18 protein-coding genes are annotated in these 20,545 nt (G+C 59.6%); 8 read left to right on the forward strand and 10 right to left on the reverse strand.

Annotated features, from left to right (window positions below; genetic code table 11):
* Nucleotides 1–9: 9 nt before the first annotated feature.
* Nucleotides 10–234 (reverse strand): metallothionein, encoded by a 225-nt coding sequence (locus JTJ32_RS06780; protein ID WP_099227570.1) that lies wholly within the window; start codon nucleotides 232–234, stop codon nucleotides 10–12.
* 277 nt (nucleotides 235–511) lie between these two features.
* Between JTJ32_RS06780 and JTJ32_RS06785 the strand changes: the two genes are divergently transcribed.
* On the forward strand, nucleotides 512–2,629 hold the full coding sequence (locus tag JTJ32_RS06785; RefSeq protein ID WP_210041831.1) for a TonB-dependent receptor family protein: 2,118 nt from the start codon (nucleotides 512–514) through the stop codon (nucleotides 2,627–2,629).
* 20 nt (nucleotides 2,630–2,649) lie between these two features.
* Here JTJ32_RS06785 and JTJ32_RS06790 read toward each other — a convergent pair whose 3' ends face one another.
* Nucleotides 2,650–3,198 (reverse strand): cupin domain-containing protein, encoded by a 549-nt coding sequence (locus JTJ32_RS06790; RefSeq protein ID WP_099227571.1) that lies wholly within the window; start codon nucleotides 3,196–3,198, stop codon nucleotides 2,650–2,652.
* A 104-nt stretch (nucleotides 3,199–3,302) separates the two neighbouring features.
* A complete protein-coding gene (locus JTJ32_RS06795) occupies nucleotides 3,303–4,064 on the reverse strand; it encodes a gamma-glutamyl-gamma-aminobutyrate hydrolase family protein (protein WP_099227572.1) in 762 nt (253 codons plus the stop codon).
* A gap of 134 nt (nucleotides 4,065–4,198) precedes the next feature.
* Between JTJ32_RS06795 and JTJ32_RS06800 the strand changes: the two genes are divergently transcribed.
* The 3 genes from JTJ32_RS06800 (at nucleotide 4,199) to JTJ32_RS06810 (ending at nucleotide 7,389) form a co-directional block, all read left to right on the forward strand.
* A complete protein-coding gene (locus JTJ32_RS06800) occupies nucleotides 4,199–5,074 on the forward strand; it encodes a LysR family transcriptional regulator (protein ID WP_210041522.1) in 876 nt (291 codons plus the stop codon).
* A gap of 285 nt (nucleotides 5,075–5,359) precedes the next feature.
* Nucleotides 5,360–6,424, forward strand: coding sequence for an aromatic ring-hydroxylating dioxygenase subunit alpha (locus tag JTJ32_RS06805; RefSeq protein WP_210041524.1), 1,065 nt, complete (start codon nucleotides 5,360–5,362; stop codon nucleotides 6,422–6,424).
* 14 nt (nucleotides 6,425–6,438) lie between these two features.
* On the forward strand, nucleotides 6,439–7,389 hold the full coding sequence (locus tag JTJ32_RS06810; RefSeq protein WP_210041526.1) for a PDR/VanB family oxidoreductase: 951 nt from the start codon (nucleotides 6,439–6,441) through the stop codon (nucleotides 7,387–7,389).
* Here the strand turns inward: JTJ32_RS06810 and JTJ32_RS06815 are convergent, their stop codons facing one another.
* Both JTJ32_RS06815 and JTJ32_RS06820 read right to left on the reverse strand, forming a co-directional pair.
* Complete coding sequence (locus tag JTJ32_RS06815; RefSeq protein WP_099227576.1) at nucleotides 7,390–8,100, reverse strand: GntR family transcriptional regulator; 711 nt, start codon at nucleotides 8,098–8,100, stop codon at nucleotides 7,390–7,392.
* Between the two features lie 288 nt (nucleotides 8,101–8,388).
* Nucleotides 8,389–10,332, reverse strand: a complete 1,944-nt coding sequence (locus JTJ32_RS06820; protein ID WP_210041528.1) for a putative bifunctional diguanylate cyclase/phosphodiesterase — start codon at nucleotides 10,330–10,332, stop codon at nucleotides 8,389–8,391.
* 348 nt (nucleotides 10,333–10,680) lie between these two features.
* Here JTJ32_RS06820 and JTJ32_RS06825 point away from each other — a divergent pair, with 348 nt between their 5' ends.
* Together JTJ32_RS06825 and JTJ32_RS06830 are read left to right on the forward strand one after the other, a co-directional pair.
* Nucleotides 10,681–11,685, forward strand: coding sequence for a nucleoside hydrolase (locus JTJ32_RS06825; protein ID WP_210041530.1), 1,005 nt, complete (start codon nucleotides 10,681–10,683; stop codon nucleotides 11,683–11,685).
* Nucleotides 11,686–11,807: 122 nt separating this feature from the next.
* Nucleotides 11,808–13,571, forward strand: a complete 1,764-nt coding sequence (locus JTJ32_RS06830; RefSeq protein ID WP_210041531.1) for a S8/S53 family peptidase — start codon at nucleotides 11,808–11,810, stop codon at nucleotides 13,569–13,571.
* Between the two features lie 15 nt (nucleotides 13,572–13,586).
* On the opposite strand, the gene JTJ32_RS06835 is transcribed toward JTJ32_RS06830, so the two are convergent.
* Nucleotides 13,587–14,270: an ATPase gene (locus JTJ32_RS06835; RefSeq protein WP_099227580.1), complete on the reverse strand. Its 684-nt coding sequence runs from the start codon at nucleotides 14,268–14,270 to the stop codon at nucleotides 13,587–13,589.
* A 151-nt stretch (nucleotides 14,271–14,421) separates the two neighbouring features.
* Nucleotides 14,422–15,324 (reverse strand): LysR family transcriptional regulator, encoded by a 903-nt coding sequence (locus JTJ32_RS06840; protein WP_099227581.1) that lies wholly within the window; start codon nucleotides 15,322–15,324, stop codon nucleotides 14,422–14,424.
* Between the two features lie 139 nt (nucleotides 15,325–15,463).
* Between JTJ32_RS06840 and JTJ32_RS06845 the strand changes: the two genes are divergently transcribed.
* Nucleotides 15,464–16,807: an MFS transporter gene (locus JTJ32_RS06845; RefSeq protein WP_210041832.1), complete on the forward strand. Its 1,344-nt coding sequence runs from the start codon at nucleotides 15,464–15,466 to the stop codon at nucleotides 16,805–16,807.
* Between the two features lie 19 nt (nucleotides 16,808–16,826).
* On the forward strand, nucleotides 16,827–18,101 hold the full coding sequence (locus JTJ32_RS06850) for a glucarate dehydratase family protein (RefSeq protein WP_210041532.1): 1,275 nt from the start codon (nucleotides 16,827–16,829) through the stop codon (nucleotides 18,099–18,101).
* A gap of 40 nt (nucleotides 18,102–18,141) precedes the next feature.
* Here the strand turns inward: JTJ32_RS06850 and JTJ32_RS06855 are convergent, their stop codons facing one another.
* The 3 genes from JTJ32_RS06855 to JTJ32_RS06865 all read right to left on the reverse strand — a co-directional run bounded on the left by JTJ32_RS06855 (nucleotide 18,142) and on the right by JTJ32_RS06865 (nucleotide 20,428).
* A complete protein-coding gene (locus tag JTJ32_RS06855; RefSeq protein WP_210041533.1) occupies nucleotides 18,142–19,143 on the reverse strand; it encodes an NADP-dependent oxidoreductase in 1,002 nt (333 codons plus the stop codon).
* Nucleotides 19,144–19,192: 49 nt separating this feature from the next.
* On the reverse strand, nucleotides 19,193–19,576 hold the full coding sequence (locus JTJ32_RS06860) for a hypothetical protein (protein WP_210041534.1): 384 nt from the start codon (nucleotides 19,574–19,576) through the stop codon (nucleotides 19,193–19,195).
* 63 nt (nucleotides 19,577–19,639) lie between these two features.
* A complete protein-coding gene (locus JTJ32_RS06865; protein WP_210041535.1) occupies nucleotides 19,640–20,428 on the reverse strand; it encodes an SDR family NAD(P)-dependent oxidoreductase in 789 nt (262 codons plus the stop codon).
* Between the last annotated feature and the right edge of the window lie 117 nt (nucleotides 20,429–20,545).

Here is a 20,545-nt window from a genome sequence, read left to right on the forward strand (position 1 = left end):
GCCGGGGCATCAGGGCGAAATCGGATCACTGGCAGGAAAGGTTTCCTCAATTGCCCCATCCAGCTTTTCTTCAGCTGCCTGTTCGCAATGGCAGCCCGGCGAGTGGCATTTTTCATGATTGACGTGGTGGTTCGCGCAGGCCTCGCAGCAGAATTGCTGGCCGTCACGTTCGACCGCAGTGTCTTTGCCGATTGCGCATTCACATTGCGGACAAGCACAGGTGTTATCAGTCATAAAACTCTCCCTGATTGGAAAGGCGCGCCTTATTCAGCGCCTGTCATTTTCGAAACAGGCCAGCCTGGATAGTTGTCGGAATTTGCCCGGACACCGACCAGTGGTGACTGACCGTTCACGGGACGTGACGCGTTGTGGATATCCGGCATCGAAACCTCTGTCCCCAGAACACGCATGGCCACGGCTCTGCGATGACCGTCATCGAGCGTATTGCGTGACGGTCCCAGCCTAGAGGCCTCTTTACGTGCAACACACTCCCCCCCTCCCGCTTGCCGCTGTGCTGAAACTGCTCGGCGTGACCACGGCGCTTGCCTGCGCCACTCAGGTTCGTGCGGAACAGGCCGTGAACCTGTCCAGCATCGAAGTGGACGGCAGCGCCGTGCAGAGCCCTGCCGAAACGGCGCGTGATGCCTTGCGCAGCGTGCCCGGTGGCACCAACACCGTGGACCTGAATCGGGTTGATCAGGGGCACGTAGCCACCAACGAAGACGTATTCCGCTATCAGGCGGGTGTCTACGCAAAGGCAGCCAACAACGAGGGCGCGAAGATTTCCGTTCGCGGTTCAGGGCTGAACCGGGCACCCGGTGCGCACGCCTCGGGACTGTTCGAAACGCTCGACGGGTTGCCCCTCACCGGCCCCGGTGGCACACCGTACGAACTCAAGGAGCCGTTGTGGCTGAGCCATGTCGAAGTGCGCCGTGGCGCGAACGGTTTTGAACTGGGATCGCTGGCACTGGGCGGCGCGGTCAACTACGTTACTCACACCGGCTATGACGCGCCTCGCCTGCAGGTACGCTATGAAGCCGGAAGCCACGGTTACGCCAAACGGCAGATCAGCTCCGGCGATGCACTGGGAAATCTGGACTACTACGTCGCCCTGACTGATTCGAACTACGACGGCTTTCAGGATCACAGCGCAGGCGGCAGCAAGGGCATTGCCGCGAATGTCGGCTATCGCTTCAGCCCTGACCTGGAAACCCGCTTCTTCTTTCGTTACCGCGAAACCGACAACGATTCGCCCGGCCGCCTGACCCGCGAGCAGATCCGCCACGATCCACGTGCAGCCAACGCGCTCAACGCAGCCCGTGACTCCAAACGCCTGCAACCGGGCAGCACCTGGCTGGGCAACAAAACCACAATCTACCTGGATGACAGGTCCAGAATCGAGACCGGCCTGGTCTATCACGACTATCCAATGGACCTGCGCGAAGGCACCAATCGCCTGAAGGTCGCCTACACCGACATCAGCGGTACGCTGAATTACATTCGACAGGACACAGTGTTCGGCCATCAAAGCAACACAACACTGGGCCTGCGCACCACCAAGGGCTTGCCGAACAATGGTGCGTCAGAGTTCGTACGCATACCCGCTGGCAACACCGCCAACTACACGCCAGGTACCAGAACCCGTGACTACAGCTATCTGGGGTCGGACAGCGTTCTGCAGTTGAGCAACGATCTGGAAGTGGTTCCGGACCTGTGGTTGACCACCGGCGTTGCTGCCATTTACACCCGTCGTGAGACCGAGATCACCTACCCCGCTACCCAGGGAGCCGTCAGCACCCATGACTGGGACTACGCCTCTCGCCTCGGCCTGCGCTATGACTTTACGCCGCAATTGCAGGTCTACGGCAACCTGAGCCGCTCGGTCGAGCCGCCTCACGCGTGGTCGATGATCTGGGGTTCGAACCAGTTCTTTCCCGCTGGAAGCGGCCCGGCGACAGGACTGCAACGCGTTGGCGTGAAACTTGAAAACCAGACCGCGACTACTCTGGAACTCGGAGGGCGCGGCCGGGGATGGATGGGTGACTGGAAAGCGGGGTGGTATTACTCGCAGGTCAGGCATGAATTATTGAGTGTCGAAACCCAGGCCGCGAGCACAGCCTCTTCGCAGGTGATTGCCGAATCCAACGCCAGCCCGACGGTTCATACCGGCGTTGAGCTGAGCCTCGACAGCCCGCTGTGGCAAGACGGGACTGCCGGCAAGCTGGATTTGCGTCAGGCGTACACATTCAGTGATTTTCACTATCGGGACGATGACCGGTTTGGCGACAACGCCCTCCCCGGCATCCCGCGCCATTACTATCAGGCTGAGTTGCGTTACAGCCATCCCACAGGCTTTTACGCCGGCTTGAACACCGAACACGCGTCGAAGATCGCCGTCGACTACGCCAATTCGTTTTACGCCGATCAATACACCTTGCTCGGGATGACCTTCGGCTACGCCTCGCCCAAGGATGACTGGCAAACGTGGCTTGACCTGCGCAACCTGATCAATCGACGCTATGCCAGTACGGTAACGCCGGGCTACGACGATGCAGGACGCGACGTGGCGCGCTCGACGCCCGGCGATGGCATGGGCGTCTATGCGGGCGTGTCCTGGAGTCTGCGTTGACGCGCAGCCGGAGGGAATGATCAAAAGTTGGCGGGGGTGTTGGCGCTGATGATTTCGGCCTCATCCTGGCCGATGTTGCGGAACCGGTGAGGCAAGGTAGTGGGGAAATAGTAGCCATCGCCGGGGTTGAGAATATTGATCTGACCGTTGATGGTCAGCTCAACCGTACCGCGCGTGACCAGACCGCACTCCTCGCCTTCGCTGTGCACGATGGGCTCTTCGCCCGAGTCGGCACCCGGCGCGTACTGCTCGCGCAGAAAGCGCATCTGACGCGTCGGCAGTGTCGCGCCTACCAGCAACAGACGCACGCCGTTGCGCCCCAGATCGGGCTGGTCGCCGCCTCGAAACACATACTGATCCTGCCCAGGTGGCTGATCGAAGGTGAAGAAGTCGGCCAGCGACATCGGAATGCCTTCCAGCAGCTTCTTGAGTGAGCTGATCGAGGGGCTTACACGGTTCTGTTCAATCAGGGAAATCGTGGCATTGGTCACACCACTGCGTCTGGCGAGTTCGCGTTGCGACAGCTTGTAGCTTTCACGCACCAGCTTGAGTCGTGCTCCCGTATCCATAGTGGCCTTATGTGAAAAAATATCCGGTCGAGAAACTTGGCTTCGACGCAGCAGTGCGCCTGAAGCCATGAGGTCGGATATTAAATCACGTTTGCCGGCAAGGCTCAGTAGTTGATCGCTGACCGTGCACCGGCATAAACCTGACACGCCTGACGAAACGCCTCGAACATTTTCAGTGACACCGGGTTTTCCGTGAATGCCCATTCGGGATGCCATTGCACGCCCAGTACAAAGCCCGGAGCGCCGGGCAGGGAAACGGCTTCTACCAGCCCGTCCGGAGCCAGGGCCTCGGCACGCAGGTCGGACGCCAGTCGATCAATGCCCTGACTGTGCAGGCTGTTCACCGCAAAGACGGGCCCAAGGCCCAGAGACTCGAGGACGCCACCCGGCTGCACCGAAACATCATGTTGCGGCACGTATTGCTCGGCCACCACGTCGCTCTGCGGCTCGCGATGATCCAGATAGCCCGGCAAGTCCTGAACACGCTGGTGCAGGCTGCCGCCCAACGCCACGTTCAGTTCCTGAAACCCACGGCAAATGCACAGCACCGGAACGCCTTGAGCAATCGCGGCCCTGAGCAACGGCAACGTGTTGCGATCACGAAACACATCATGCGCGGTGCCTTCGATACTCGGCGTGCCGTTGTAATGATGAGGCTCGACATTGGACGGTGATCCGGTGAACAGCAGACCGTCCAGATGCGCCAGCATCTGCGCTGGTTCGATCGGTACATTCAGTGCCGGCAGGATCACGGGTATTCCCGCAAAACCCGCTGCTTCGACGTATTTGTCGCCCGCTGTGTGCGAGGAATATTTGCCCAGTTGCTGGCGGCAGGCGCTGACGCCGATCAAAGGAATTCGAGACATGATTCAGGTCCTGGCTTGAAAGGTTGAGCACCGGGTTTGAAGTGAAAAAGCCGCTATCCAGTGCCATTGAAACCAGTCTAGGATAGTCAGCTACGCAATCGACATGGGCATTCAGGCAAGGAAACTGTGCAGCGATGCAATATGAAGTCAGCCATTCGGATCTTTCTCTGGTGCTTGCGCTGATCAGAGGTCGCACACTGGCGCGTGCAGCGGAGTTGCTGAACGTCGACATCTCCACGGTATTCCGCTCTATCAAACGCCTCGAGGCTGCGCTGGGTATCGCCCTGTTTGTAAAGAACCGGCGAGGCTACATACCTACCGATACCGCAAGCGCGATGGCCGAACAGGCCGAACGCGCAGAGCTTGCGTTGAACGCTGCACGTATCGCCCTGCAACAAGGCGAGAACGTGGTGAGCGGGACGGTGCGCCTGACCTGCACCGACGCCGTGCTGCACAACCTGCTGCTGCCCGCCCTCGCCCGTTTCATGCCGAACTACCCGGCCCTGACGCTGGAACTGGCAACGTCCAACGCCTTCGCCAACCTCAGCCGCCGGGACGCCGATATCGCGTTGCGTCTGACCAACACACCGCCAGAACACCTGATTGGACGGCGTATCGGCACGGCTGAATACGTCATCTGCGGGTTGCCCGGATTTCGTGACGCACTGCAAACAACACCGTCGTCTGTGCCGTGGATCAGCCCTGACGACTCGATGCCGGACCACACCTCCGTGATCTGGCGCAATCAGGCATTTCCGGACGTGGTACCGCGGTATCGCTGCAGCAGCATGTCCGCCGTTTCACAATTGGTCGCCGCCGGGCTCGGTGTCGCGGCGCTGACTGACTTCACCGCTCGCGGGCTGCCAGGCGTCGAGAAATTGAGCGCGCCGCTGGAAGGCTGCTGCACCGACCTCTGGCTCCTGACCCGCCCCGACTGCCGCGCCTTGCGTTCCGTCCAGACCCTGCTGGATGAACTCGCGCCTCTGCTGCGCGATGCATTGCAGCCCTGACTCCTGCTCACATTGATCATGCCCACGCTCCAGCGTGGACATCCAGACCGGGACGCTTCACGTCCCGTTGGGTCTGATCACACAAGTTTTGTTCATGCGTCAGATTACGCAGTGCTTTGATAGGGGCACTCTGCACCGCGCTAAGCCTCAATGGATCCACTAAATAATAGTTAATTAATTTAATCATTTTATTTTCCTTTGCTATGTGGCATTAATAGTCCACGCCACACGTCCACCTGAAACTGATGGATCCATAAAAACAAAATCGAACCGTGGAGAATCCTCATGCATCCGAAAAATACGTGGTACGTCGCCTGTGCAGCGGATGAAGTGACTGACCAGCCGCTCGGCAGGCAGATCTGCAACGAAAAGATGGTGTTCTATCGCGATCAGAATCAACAGGTCGTGGCTCTCGATGACTTCTGTCCGCATCGCGGCGCCCCGCTTTCGCTGGGGTTTGTCCAGAACGGGCAACTGGTCTGCGGTTACCACGGCCTGGTGATGGGCGGTGACGGCCAGACTGTCGCCATGCCTGGTCAGCGCGTCCGGGGCTTCCCCTGCAACAAGACCTTTGCCGCCGTCGAGCGCTACGGATTCATTTGGGTGTGGCCGGGTGATCGGAAAAAGGCCGACCCTGCCCTGATTCCTCATCTGGAGTGGGCAGTCAGTGATCAGTGGGCGTACGGCGGAGGGCTGTTTCACATTCAATGTGATTACCGCCTGATGATCGACAACCTGATGGACCTTACCCACGAAACCTATGTCCATGCCTCCAGCATCGGCCAGAAGGAGATCGACGAGGCGCCGCCGGTGACCACTGTCGAAGGCGAAGAAGTCGTCACTGCCCGGCACATGGAAAACATCATGCCGCCGCCGTTCTGGAAAATGGCGTTGCGCGGCAACAACCTGGCAGATGACGTGCCAGTGGACCGCTGGCAGATCTGCCGTTTCACACCGCCCAGCCATGTGCACATTGAAGTGGGTGTCGCCCACGCCGGAAAAGGCGGCTACAACGCCCCTCACGAATTCAAGGCATCAAGCATCGTCGTCGACTTCATCACCCCCGAAACCGACACGTCAATCTGGTACTTCTGGGGCATGGCGCGCAACTTCAACCCGCAGGACAAGGCGCTGACAGCGAGCATCCGCGAGGGTCAGGGCAAAATCTTCACCGAGGATCTGGAAATGCTCGAGCGCCAGCAGCAGAACCTGCTCCAGCATCCTGATCGCAAGCTGCTCAAGCTAAACATCGATGCGGGCGGCGTGCAGTCTCGCAAGATTATCGAGCGACTGATCGCCAGCGAACAGGCCGCCGACGGCGACCAGATCCCTGTGGCCAACCTGAAGTGAACCCGAGGTGCGACATGATCGACGTGACTGTGTTATCGCGCACGGACGAAGCGCTGGACATCTGCAGCTATGAACTGGTGCGGACCGACGGCGGCCTGTTACCGCCCTTCACCGCAGGCTCGCACATCGACGTGCACCTGCCGGACGGCCTGATTCGCCAGTACTCGTTATGCAACCCGCCCACAGAACGCCATCGTTACCTGATAGGCGTGCTGAACGATCCCGCCTCACGAGGCGGCTCGCGTATTCTGCACCAACAGTTTCATCCAGGCACTCACCTGCGCATCAGTGAACCGCGAAACCTGTTTCCGCTTGCCGAGCGCGCCAGCCGAACCCTGCTGTTTGGGGGTGGTATTGGGATCACGCCAATCCTGTGCATGGCCGAACATCTGGCGCAACACGAAGAACCCTTTGAATTGCATTACTGTGCCCGCTCCGCCGACCGTGCAGCATTTGTGGAGCGCCTGACGCAGTCGGCATTTGCCGATCAGGTCAACCTGCATTTCGATGATCGCCCGCAAACCCGACTGGATGCGCTGGCAGTGCTGGCCGATCCGGATGCCGACGCTCAAGTCTATGTCTGCGGGCCCGCCGGGTTCATGCAGCATATTCTCGACACGGCTCATGCCCAGGGTTGGCCGGAACACCAGCTGCATCGCGAATACTTCAGCGCAGCGCCGGTGGATACCAGCAACGACGGCAGCTTTTCGGTGGAAATCGGCAGTACCGGCCAGGTGTTCAGCGTGCCGGCCGACAAGACCGTCGCTCAGGTGCTGGAAAGCAATGGCATCGACATTCCACTTTCCTGCGAACAGGGTGTCTGCGGCACCTGCCTGACTCGAGTACTGAAGGGCGTTCCCGATCACCGCGACCTGTTTCTGACCGAGGCCGAACAGGCGCTCAATGATCAGTTCACCCCGTGCTGCTCTCGCTCGAAAACACCATTGCTGGTCATTGACCTCTGACTAGTCGGAGCGCTGGATCACCTTCATGCGCTCATGAACGCCAGCGCCGAATATCTCGGCATAACGCAGCGTGGCGTTGGCGTGCTCGCGCATGATCGCTTCGGCCCGTGCGCTCTGGCCATTGATCAGTGCATCCACCACCGCGTGATGCTGCATGTGCGCAAAATTGAAACGCCTGAACTCACGCACCAGATCATTGCGATCCACCGCCAGTGCGGTGACCGAGGCGAACGGCAAGTGATCATTGCGCGCCAGCGCATCGGCAATCGCCGGATTGCCACTGCCTTCGACGATGACCCGGTGCAGACGCATGTTAAGGTCGTGATAAACCTCAAGGTCATCCTCGGTCACGAAGCCTTTGGCAAACAGCGCATCCCCTTGAACCAGACAGATTTCCAGCTCATCCCGGGCTTGCTGACTGACACCGATCTCAGCCATCTGCCGCGCCGCCAACCCCTCGAGCACCCCGCGAACTTCAACCGCTCCGGCGATTTCGTGCGCACTGATCGAACGCACCTGAAACCCGCGACCACCAAAAGGCACCAGCAACCCTTCCTGCTCGAGTGTTCGAAATGCCATGCGCACCGGCATACGCGATACGCCGAATCGTTCGGCAGTGGGCACTTCCATCAAACGCTCTCCAGCCGCCAGTTCGCCTGATGCGATCATCTTGCGCAGCGATACAAGAACGGTCTGGCCGGGTCTGCTCATGAAAGGGTGTTCCAGGAAATGAAGGCGTGCATCATAACAGGCCGCACACTGACCGCTCACCAGGCTGCGTAATACCTGAGTCCTCCGGAAGAAGCGGCGACACCTGCTTCAGCCCGAAGGGCATGGGAGCGCCAAGAGGTTACGACGGCAGCGACAGGCTACGAGGCAGCCCGGATCTCATCTGACACACCAGGCGTGTGGGTTCTGCGGCCGGTTTTCGGCAGATCGCCGGCAAGCCACCTCACACGATCCGCTGTTTGCTCACGCACGGCGTGAGGTATCGCACAGTCATCCGAAGCTGCGTTCGCCATCCGGCGTGTCGATCCACTTCAGTGTGTCTTCAAAGCTGATCGGCGGACTGTAGAAATAACCTTGAACCAGCGTGCAGCCAAGGGTTTCCAGAGCGTTGAGTTCTTCCTGTGTCTCCACGCCCTCGATGACGCAACCAAGCGACATATCCATGCTCAAGGCCACCAGGGATTTGACGATCTTGTAGCTGGCCGGGTTGTCGTGAACGCCGGTCACGAAGCTTCGGTCGATCTTGAGCTTGGTCAGGGCCAGTGCGTGCAACTGGCTGAGGCTCGAATAACCGGTGCCGAAGTCATCCAGCGATATCCCGCATCCCAACTGCCGGAACTGGTTGACCGCCTGCCGCACCTGAGCGATGTCCTTCATGACGGCCGTCTCGGTGATTTCAAGATCCAGCCGCGACGCGTCGAAACCACTGTTTTCGATGATCTCCACGATCTGGTTGACACTCTCGCAGGTGGCAAAATCATGGGCCGAAAGGTTGAACGACAACCTGATGGGTGCAGGCCAGGACAGCGCCTTCTGCAAGGCATGGGTCAGCAACGGCGCAGTCAGTTTGTTGATCATGCCGATACGCTCGGCAATCGGGATGAAGCGCGCAGGCGACACGGCACCCAGTTCCGGGCTGTTCCAGCGGGCAAGCGCTTCGAATGCGACGGTTTCCCTGCTCCGGCTGTTCATGATGGGCTGGAACAGCACGTAGAACTCGGTCTCCAGACTGGCTCGCCGCAGTGCCTGCTCAGTCACACCATCAGCATGCAGTTGTTGACGATGACTGGCAGAAAACAGGCAGGTCGAGCCGGGGTTGTGATTCTTTCCCTGATAGAGCGCGTAGTCCGCGTACTCGAACAATTGCGTGGCGTTGTCGGCCGTCGCCGGGTAGGTCGCAATACCGAAGGTCGCGCCGATCTGGATCGGCATTTCCAGCAGCTCGAAATGCTCATGCATCTGATCGCACAGGCGTTTGCCCAAGGCCAGCAAAGCTTCTCTGCTGATGTCGCCTTTGACGACCAGCGCAAACTCGTCGCCACCCAGCCGCGACACATGAACCGTGTCGCTTGCCGACTGCTTCAGGCGATCGGCAACCATGATCAGCAGCTGGTCGCCGGTGCGATGACCGTACAGATCATTCACCGGCTTGAAACCATCCAGGTCCAGTATGCCGACCGCAAGCCCGGTGCCACGCGCCAGCGCATCGGTCATGGCCAGGTCCAGGGTCTGGAAGAACTGACGCCGGTTGGGCAATCCGGTCAGGCTGTCCTGATTGGCCAGCAGCAGGTTTTCGTTGCTCAGTCGCTCGGTCTGCACCTGCACATTTACCAGGCTGGTGAAGTCACGGTATTGATAACGAAGAATGATCAGCATGCCAATCGACACCAATACGATGTTCGCCGCCGTGGCGATGAAGATCGTGTTGTGGGTCGAGGCGAAGAACACCACGAAGGCCGCGTTCACCACGACCGCCGTCGTCAGCGCGGCAGGCTGCAGGTGCATCATGCAGAAAATGCACACGATCACCGTGATGCCCATGAAAAAGGCGACATGGGCCTGTGCGTAGGCATCGCCATAGGGGTACAGCGCCAGTGACCAGCCTGCGAACGCAGCGGCAATGATTCCGGCCAGGCCATTGGTGCTGCGCAAGGTGGCCAGGATCGTCGCTTCGGATGGTAGCCTGTTGACTGTACGCAACCACATGCGAGCGCGAATCCCGCACACCAGCGTCAGCAATCCCGGCACCAGCAGGGTCAGCCACAACGGCGCAGAACGGTGAGTGAACGCCAGCGCCCAAGTGTTGACCAGCAGCACGAAGTACATCAACGGCAGTTGACGGGACAACGCGATGTATTGGGCCCGGAGCAGCCGGGGGTGATCGGTGGGCACTGACATCAGGGTACGCAGAGTACCCAACAGGTTTTTCAGCATCGCAAGGCTTCTCTGTTACCACAGTCAAAGCGCACGTGGCTTGCTGTATTTCATGCGGGCCGGGCAACGTGCGGCTCGCTTGTCATGCTCTCGGCCAGGGCGACTCTTTCTTTAACACAAAACACGACTTTCAAGCGGCTTTTCAATTAAAGGGGTTTCAACTTTACCGCGCCACGCTCACTCGACGCAGACCAGAAGCTGTTGTATATATCAGGCCGACTTGAAGTGCCGCATGATTTGAACCAAACCGCCAAAATGAACTCATGACACAGGTTTTTACAGCGCCCGGCTGTTTTCAGTCCCTGCGTGCCATTCCTGGCTCTTTTACGAAGTACATGGAGAAGTAACATGAACAGGAAAGTTATTATCGACACCGATATGGGCTGGGACGATGTCCTGTCCATTGCCTACCTGATGAAACGGCCGGATATCGACATCGTCGGCATCACGGTCACCGGCTGTGGCGAAACCGATCTGAACTGGGGCGTGATCATCGCCCGGCATCTGCTGGGCATCGGCAACCGGCTTGATGCTGTCGTTGCCTGCGGCACGGATAGACCGACGGCGTATGACTACCGGTTTCCTCAGGACTTCAAAAACGACATGAACGGCGTCATGGGTCTGCTGGGAACCTTGAACCCTGTACAACTTCCAGTGCTTTGCGAAATGCCCGCCTGGACATTTCTGTTTGAAACAATCACGCACAGCCCGGGGCCGGTCACGATTCTTTCGCTGGGTGGCTTTACCAACATTGCAAAGATGTTGTCGCTGAGCACAAATCCGAACGACTTCGCCAACATCGACGGTATTTATGCAATGGCGGGTGCCGTTTATGTTGACGGCAACGTAGCAGGTTTGAACAACGCGAAACCTGAATGGGATCAGGGTCCGGCTTATTCCAGCAATTATTATGCGGAGTGGAATGTATTTGTGGACGCCGTGGCGGCCGACACGGTATTCGGCTCGACGCTGCCCCTCACATTGGTACCGCTGGACGCATGCAATCAGGTGATCCTCGACCCTGGCTACTCGACACGGATCACCGCGACCGATCCGGTCGCGACACTGGTGCGTAAAGTGCTTGAGGCCAAGTCCGGCACGCACGCCGAAGGTAATCTGCCGGTGCCTATCTTCGACCCGCTGGCGACCCTGCTGATGGCGGGTGGTATTAGCGCAACCAAAACCAATGCCGAGTATCTGTCGGTCGACACTACCCGTTCCGATCAAGACAACCACTGTGGTCAGGTTATCGTCAATGACGGCGGCTCAAGGCCTGTCTCGTTCGTGACCGGCGTGTCGCAAACCGCTTTCGCCAACAACTTTGCGCAAGTGATCAACCTTCCTCTGAGCTGACGGCAAGCGCCGTGCCCGAGCGCACTGCACGGGCACGGCAATCGGCTCGCGCTGGTAGCCCTGAACCATGTAAGACGCCCGGCAGTCAGAAGGCTACTTCACGCCCTGCTCAGGATTTCCGCATGTTCAGCCGTACTCTGCTTGTCGCTGCCACCCTGGCCTGCTCATCGCCCGCTTTCGCCGATGACACGCTGCGCATCGAGCGCCTGCAACGTTGTGACGACCTGCTCGACCGCCAGCAGCAGACGTTCTGTCTCGACGCAGAAGGCATGGGCAAGGGCCCGGTTGAAATCAGACTGGGCGGCAAGACCCTGCCCGACAGCGCCATCCAGCGCGACGGCGACCGTCTGCGGGTGCAGTTGAACTATGCCGACTGGCAGAGCGGCCCGCTCTGGCTGCAACAGGGTGGTACTGGCAGCAACGCGGTCTGGCTGAGCATGGCAGGCAGTCATGTGCTGGCCGCCACACCGGATGAAGTCGCAAAAAACATGGACGGGCTGACCACCTATGTGAACCTGATCAGCCTGATCATCGAGGAGCGTTTCGACGGCCGCGAAGAAGCGCAGAGCATTGCCCGGAAATTCGGCGCTACCGTCGTCGGCTCGATTGCACCGCTCAATACCTGGCAATTGCGCTTGCCGGTAAAGAATCTGGTGGAACGCGATGCCATGGTGCTGCGCATGGGCAGCGAAGTCAGTGTCGACGCCGTCGTCATCGAAGAGTCCCAGGCCGAAGCCGCTGAAAGCGAGGCGCCGCCTTCGGACGGCAAACAGGAAAAACCGACGCGTGAGCAATGGACCGCCAACCGTTTCATGGATGCCGTCAATTACTACCAGCGCCGGATTCCCGGCAAGGTGTCTCCCATCAAGCCGGTGCCGATTCGCATCGGTATCATCGAACGCAACGTCGACTTCGACACCCCGGACTTTGCCGATTATCGAGGCGACTGTCACAGCGGCGCACCCCGCACCTGTGTGTTTGCCCGGGACGCTCGCAGGCCTGACGGTCATGGCACTACCGTGACCGGCATCCTGGCAGCCAATACCGCAGAAGGCGGCAACACGGGTTTTCTGAGGTCGCTGGACGGCGCGAGCCAGGGCTTCGATGTGATCGTGGAACGCAACTCCGACGCAGGCATCGCTGCCAACGTGGCAGCCTCGGTCAACCTGGTCGAAGACGGCGTCAGGGTGTTGAACTGGAGCTGGGGCATTCACCGGATCGGAGCGAAGAATATTCAAGGGGATGACGTTGACTCGCTGATCCGTTCGGGGCTGGCGATGTCCGGCTATGAAGAGCTGCTGGAGGAGTTCTTTCTCTGGCTGCGCGAAAAGCACCCCGATGTGCTGGTGGTGAACTCGGCGGGTAATGGGTCGTCCTTCTCGAGCACTGACGAATACCGACTGCCCTCCTCCTTCATCACGGATCAACTGCTGGTCGTGGGCGGCCATCAGCGCACCGAGCGCGATAACGTCGCCGTGGATGACCCGGCCTACGTCGAGAAGCGCGCGTCTTCAAACGTGGATATGCGCGTCGACATCATGGCATCCGCCTGTACACGGGCGTCAACGGCCAAGGCTGGCGAACAGGGCGCGGTGCACTGCGGCACCTCCTACGCCACGCCCATGGTCACAGGCATGGTGGCTGCCATGCTGTCGATCAACCCCAGACTCACCCCCGAGCAGATCCGCATGCTGTTGCGCCGCAGCGCCATGACCATCGGCAGCAACTATGACTTCGAACCGGTGGGCGCCGACGACCTCACTGCACCGATTTTGCCGTCCGAACGGGAGTTCAAGCTGCATGACAAGGACGTGGGTCGTTCGGCGCGCCTGGACATGCAAAAGGCTCTGGACCTTACGGTACAGAGCCTTGATCGCGTGAGATGAGTTATCCGGCGGGGATCAGTTTGCAGCCACCTGATCCCGCTCAGCCTGCATGACCAGCGCCTTGAGCGAGGCATCGAACTGCTTCAGGGCGGTGACCTGCAGTTCGCGCTGCTGGTCGATCTGCGCGGCGATTTCAGGGGCGGCCTTGCCCTTTACCCAGACCGAAGGCATTGCCTGACCGGTTGCGCCCTCTGCCTTGCCGATGTACTGCAGATTGGCATCGTAGAACCGGGCCAGATAACGCGCTTGCACCTGATTGTTGCGCTTGCTCACCAGTTGGTTATAGGTGTCGAGCATCACCACCACGTCAGGCCGCGCCTGCATCACCGCGTCGAGGTTGTCATAGACGGTCACCGAGGCAAACTCTTTCTTCAGAGAGCCGGTGAGCCAGTCGATGGCCAGCTTCGGGTCGGAGCTGTTGATGAAGGCGTCGCGAATACGGGAATCCAGTGCAGGGTTTCGGGCAGAGCGCTGGGCAACGGCATGATAGTTGGTCAGGTACTCCAGGTTACTGACCGTGTTCTCGCTGTACAGCACGCCGACCGACTGCGAATGCTGAAGGCTGGCAGGGCTGTCTGCTACCGGCTGGAAGTGGCAGGCCTGAGCGTTATCGAGTTGGGTGGCAGCGGAAACGGACGACATGGCCAGAGGCGCACTGATCAAGACAGCGACAAAAGTCAGCAGGTTGAAAATATTCATCGTTCGTTTCCTTCTGTACGGAGCAAGTGGCTATGACGCCATCCTCCTCCTTTGCCGAAAAAACAGAACTTGCCTTTCTTGATGGTGACTATCGATTGAACGAATGATAGTAGACGGCCATGAACCACACGCGTCTTCGGCATAAATAACTTCAAATATTCATATCGACCTTCACCGCAGCCCGAATGGCTTCGAGCAACATCATGCAGGCCGGATTGTCATTGTCGGTCCGCCAGACCAGATGCAGCTCACTCTGCACACCCTCGCCCAGGTCGATCTCGCGAAACACCACATCCTTGAACACCACATTGGTCGCGCAGCGCGGCACCAGCGCCAGGCCCATTCCAGCGTTGACCAGCGCCAGAATGGTCAGCGACGAGCCGAGCCACTGCACATAATCCGGGGCAACGCGGGCCGAACGAAACATCCCGGTCAGCAGCTCGTTGAACGGCGGATAGGCCGAGTGCGAGTACATCAGGAAAGGTGCGCCGTCCAGATCTTCAACCGCGACCGACGAAGCCCCGGCAAGCGGATGGTTGCCCGGCACCGCGAGCACGAATGGCTCGCGCACCAGGCACTCGGTCTCGTAGCCCGGTTGAAACAACGGCGCACGCACAATGCCAAGATCGATGCGCCGCGCCCTGAGCGCTTCATGCTGCTGATAGGTATTCATTTCGGTGAGGGATATCTTGACCTGAGGCTGATTGAGCCGCGCCTCGGCGATTACCTTGGGCAGGAATTCGTACACCGCACTGCCGACGAAGCTGATGGTTACCGAGCCGATATCGCCTTCAGCGAAGCGCCGGGCCGAAATGGCCGCCTGCTGGGCACGCTCAAGCAGTGTCTGCGCCTCGAGGAAAAATGCCCGCCCTGCGGCCGTCAGCGCCACGCTGCGGGTGCTGCGCGTGAACAGTTCGACACCCAGATTGTGCTCGAGCAACTGGATCTGTCGGCTCAGCGGCGGCTGAGTCATGTTCAGACGTTCGGCCGCTCTTCGGAAATTCAATTCCGTGGCAACCGTGGTGAAACAGCGCAGTTGGGCCAGCTCGAACATTGATTCATTCCAGGTATCAATCAAATCAATATCTAGATTAGACGGGAATAATCCCAGCGTCCATGATCGGCTCATCCCCAAAAAAACAATGAACGGGAGTTGCCTCTTGAATACCGTCCCTCACGCTTCGGATCCCACGGTGCTTGCCCGTGCGGCCAGCAAGGTGAAGCGCCACGTACTTCCGCTGTTCGTGGTGATGTTCATCGTCAACTACATCGACCGGGTCAACATCGGCTTTGTGCGCAGCCATCTGGAAACCGATCTGGGCATCGGCGCAGCCGCCTACGGGCTGGGCGCCGGTCTGTTCTTTGTCGGCTATGCGTTGTTTGAAGTGCCCTCCAATATGCTGCTGCAACGCTACGGCGCACGTGCCTGGCTGACCCGCATCATGTTTACCTGGGGCGCGGCCGCCATGGCCATGGCGTTCGTTCAAGGTGAAACCAGCTTCTACGTGCTGCGTTTTGTGCTGGGGGCTGCCGAGGCGGGTTTCTTTCCGGGGATCATCTATTACTTCACCCAGTGGTTGCCCGCCAGTGACCGCGGCAAGGCCATGGCGCTGTTTCTGAGCGGTTCGGCCATCGCCTCGGTGATTTCCGGCCCGCTGTCCGGCGCGTTACTGGGCATCAGCGGTCTGAGCCTGCATGGCTGGCAGTGGATGTTTCTGATCGAAGGTTTTGCCTCGATTGTGCTGTGCGTTTTCGTCTGGTTCTGGCTGCAGTCGCACCCTCACGAAGCCAAATGGCTGACAGATGAAGAAAAGACCACGCTGGTCAACGCCATCGTCGAGGAGCAGCGCGCTCGAGAAGCCACCCAAACCCTACGGCCTTCGGTGTTCAAATTGCTGGCGGATCGGCAGATCGTGCTGTTCTGCTTCATCTACTTCTCGGTGGCCCTGACGATCTATGGCGCCACGTTCTGGCTGCCGAGCATGATTCGCAAGATGGGCAGCCTGAGCGACTTCGAGGTCGGGCTGTTCAACTCGGTGCCCTGGCTGATCTCGATTGTCGCCATGTACGGCTTTGCAGCCCTGGCGGCGCGTTTCAAGCATCAGCAGGCGTGGGTCGCTGTGACACTGGTGATCGCCGCGTTCGGCATGTTCATGTCGACCACCGGCGGGCCGGTCTTTGCCTTCGTCGCCATCTGCTTTGCTGCGATCGGCTTCAAGGCAGCGTCGGCGCTGTTCTGGCCCATTCCACAGGGCTATCTGGATGCGCGCATCGCCGCCGCAGTGATTGCGCTGATCAACTCCATCGGCAACCTGGGCGGTTTCGTTGCGCCCACCGCGTTTGGCTTTCTGGAGCAGACCACCGGCTCCATTCAAGGGGGTCTTTATGGGCTGGCGGCCACCTCGCTGCTGGCGGCCATCGTGATCTTCTTTGCCCGCACCACGCCGAAAGGTGGTGCGCGCCGCCCGTCCAGGGCTGAGCCGGCGACAGTGCACACGAACGCCCCGCTCGGCCCCCGCTCAAGCCTCAAACCCTGATCAACCGGGAGACAGCCCTTTGAAAATCATCCGAGTCACCGTCACCCCCATCGCCTTTCGCGATCCGCCTCTGCTCAACGCCAGTGGCATACACGAACCCTTCGCGCTGCGCTCGATTATCGAAATCGAGAGCGACAACGGTTACATCGGCCTGGGCGAAAGTTATGGCGATGCCCCGGCACTGGCGATTCAGCAACAGGTACAGAACCAGTTGATCGGCCTCGACCCGTTCAACCTGAGCCAGTTACGCAGCATCGTTCAGGCCACTGTGGCGGCCCACAAGCCCGCGAGTCTGGCCGGTGCGGAACTGGCCCCCGGCTCCCACGCCAGCAAAGCCGTCAGCAACGCTTATTCGGCCTTCGAAGTGGCGTTTCTTGATCTGCAGGCACGCTCGATAAACGTGCCGCTGGTGGACCTGCTCGGTGGCGCAGTTCGCGATCAGGTGCCGTTCAGCGCTTACCTGTTCTTCAAGTACGCACAGCACGCCGACTCACCTTATGCACCGGACAGCTGGGGCGAAGCGTTGAGCGAAGAGCAGATCGTGGCTCAGGCCCGGCGCATGATCGAGGCTTACGGTTTCAAGAGCATCAAACTCAAGGCGGGCGCGCTGGAGCCGGAGCATGAAGTGTCCTGCATCAAGGCGCTGAAGAAAGCCTTCCCCAACTGCCCGCTGCGTATCGACCCCAACGGCAACTGGTCACTGGAGACCTCGATCCGCATGGCCGAATTGCTGGGCGATGATCTGCAGTACTACGAAGACCCCACGCCCGGTCTGGACGGCATGTCCGAACTGCACAAACGGACCGGCCTGCCGCTGGCGACCAACATGGTGGTCACCGACTTCGACGAATTCCGTCGCAGCGTTGCGTTGAACAGCGTGCAGATCGTACTCGCCGACCATCATTACTGGGGCGGCCTGCGCGACACCCAGGCGTTGGCGAAAATGTGCGACACGTTCGGGCTGGGCGTGTCGATGCACTCCAACTCGCACCTGGGCATCAGCCTTATGGCCATGACCCACGTCGCCGCCTCCGTGCCCAACCTCGATTACGCCTGCGACACGCATTACCCGTGGCAGGAGCCGGACGAGGAAGTCATCAAAGGCGGCAAACTGCCTATCGTCGACGGCTGCGTGAAACTGACCCGCGAACCGGGCCTGGGGCTTGAACTGGACTACGACCAGCTCGGCAAGCTGAACGACCAATACCTGAGTTGCGGTATCCGCCAGCGCGATGACGTGAAACAGATGCAGAAGTACAAGCCTGACTGGAAGGCGCTAAAGCCTCGGTATTGAGCGGCAGTCAAGTCGGACGGCCCCGTCATCCGGGGCCTGATCACCTCAGCTGCACCACGACCTTGCCCTTGGCCCTTCCCTGCTCCACATACGCCAGTGCATCGGCGGTCTGCTGGAACGCAAACGTACGGTCCAGAATCGGCTTGATGATCCCTGCCTCGATCAACCTGGTGACTTCCTTGAGCTGAGCACCGCTGGCGCGCATGAACACGAAGCTGTAGGCAACGCCCTGTTTGCGGGCCTTTTTGCGGATGCCGTAACTCAACAGGCGCATGACCTGCTTCAGCACCCGGTTGAGTTTCTGCTGCTCAGCAAATGCCGGTGTGGGCGGGCCGGAAATGGAAATCAGGTGCCCGCCCGGTTTCAGCACGTTGAGCGACTTCTCCAGTTCGTCACTGCCCAGGCTGTTCAGCACCACGTCATAGCCCTGCAGCAGACTTTCGAAATGCTGGGCCTTGTAGTCGATCACTACATCGGCACCCAGCGCCTTGACCCACTCGACATTCTGAGTGCTGGTCGTGGTTGCGACGAAGGCACCGAGGTGTTTGGCGAGCTGGATGGCAATGGTGCCGACGCCGCCTGAACCTGCGTGGATCAACACGCGCTGGCCTTTCTTCACCTTCGCGGTTTCCACCAGCACTTGCCAGGCGGTCAGCGCCACCAACGGAACGGATGCCGCCTGCACCATGGTGAGGTGTGCCGGTTTGAGCGCCACAGACTCCTCGTGCAGGCAGATCAGCTCGGCGAAGCTGCCCATGCGTTCCTGTTCGGGACGCGCGTACACTTCATCACCGGGCTTGAAGCCTTTGACGTCTGACCCGACCGCCACCACGACGCCCGCCACGTCGTTACCCAGCACCAGTGGCAGCGTGTACGGCAGAATCGGTTTGAATTCGCCGTTGCGGATTTTGACGTCCAGCATGTTCACGCCTGCCGCATGAATCTGGATCAACACGTCGGTTTGTCCGATGTCAGGGTCGGGCCGTTCGCCAATCCGACCGACTGCCTTTTTTCCATAACCGTCGATGATGAATGCTTTCATGGGTGTTCAGTTCTCTTTAAATGCAAATGGCTCGGCTGCATACGTGGCGTCATTGCACGAGGTGTCTTTCACGGTGCTGAACAAACAGGAAGGCCAGTGAAAACAGTACTTCGATCGCTACCGCCGCCAGAATCCCCGGATTGGCATGCCCTGAAAGCAGTTCGAAGATCCCAAGTGCGGCGAGCGTCAGGCAGGCCGTGACGAAGCCTGCGACCAACGCCGAACGTGCAACCGAAGGCCCGGCGTCTCTGGCCAGAAAAAGCATTACGCCGACGCCCAGATACAAAGCGGCTGCGCGACGACTTACCAGCCCGGCCTCACTGGAAAAACCCACACCCCAGTTCGCCAGCATCTGCTCAGCCATCAACATCCAGGCCACGGCAAGCGCCCAGAACACAAGGGCGCTGACCACTACGAGATGACGAAACTTCATGGCTGTTTACTCACATGTTGATGGCTGGCAAATGGAACGTGGGGTCTATCCAGCAAGAAGGCATCAGGAGGCGGGCTGATACCGTTGCGCAACCTCGGCCTGACGGATGTCGCCAAGCAGTCCCTGACGCGCCGCCTGCAATGCATCCCAGCGTGCGTCGTCACGCAGCGGAGGGATGGTGATCGGTTCGCGACGGTCAAAGCCGACCAGCGCTGCATCCACCAGGTCGTGCACTTCCATGATGTCCGGCAGGGTGTTGATGTCGATGCCGGCACGCCCCCAGATCTCGGTACGGGTTGCGGCCGGCAGCACGGCCTGTACATAAACGCCCTTTTCCGCCAGTTCCAGACTCATGCCTTGGGACAGGAACACGACGAAGGCTTTGGTGGCGCCATAAATCGACATGCCGAACTCAGGCGCAAGGCCCACTACGGAAGCGATATTGACAATGGCACCCTCACCCGCCTGCACCAGCCGTGGCGCAATGGCGCTGGCCAGCCGGGTCAGTGCAGTGGTGTTGAGAGTGACCAATTGATCAATGCTGGCAGGCGTCTGGTCCAGAAAACCACCGCTCTGCGCAACACCGGCATTATTGATGAGGACACCGATGCGGGCGTCATCGCGCAAACGTGTTTCGACAGTGGTCAGGTCTTCATTGCGGGTCAAATCAGCCTGCAGCACGTCGACGGCAACCCCGTGCTCTTCACGCAGGCGTACTGCAAGCGTTTCCATACGCGCCTTGTCGCGGGCGACCAGGACAAGGTCGTGACCTCGACTTGCGAAACGGTCGGCGTAGACAGTGCCAATGCCAGTGGATGCGCCGGTGATGAGAACAGAAGGAAGTGCGGTCATGTGAGTGCTCTCTTGCAGAAGAATCATGGAGGTGCCCAAACGGTGATTGCCTGGGCCTGCCGCAATGATGATGATCAGCATCTTATTCGTCAACAACTTTAATGATGGTTAACATCA

Source organism: Pseudomonas alliivorans (genome assembly GCF_017826695.1).
Lineage (GTDB): Bacteria > Pseudomonadota > Gammaproteobacteria > Pseudomonadales > Pseudomonadaceae > Aquipseudomonas > Aquipseudomonas alliivorans.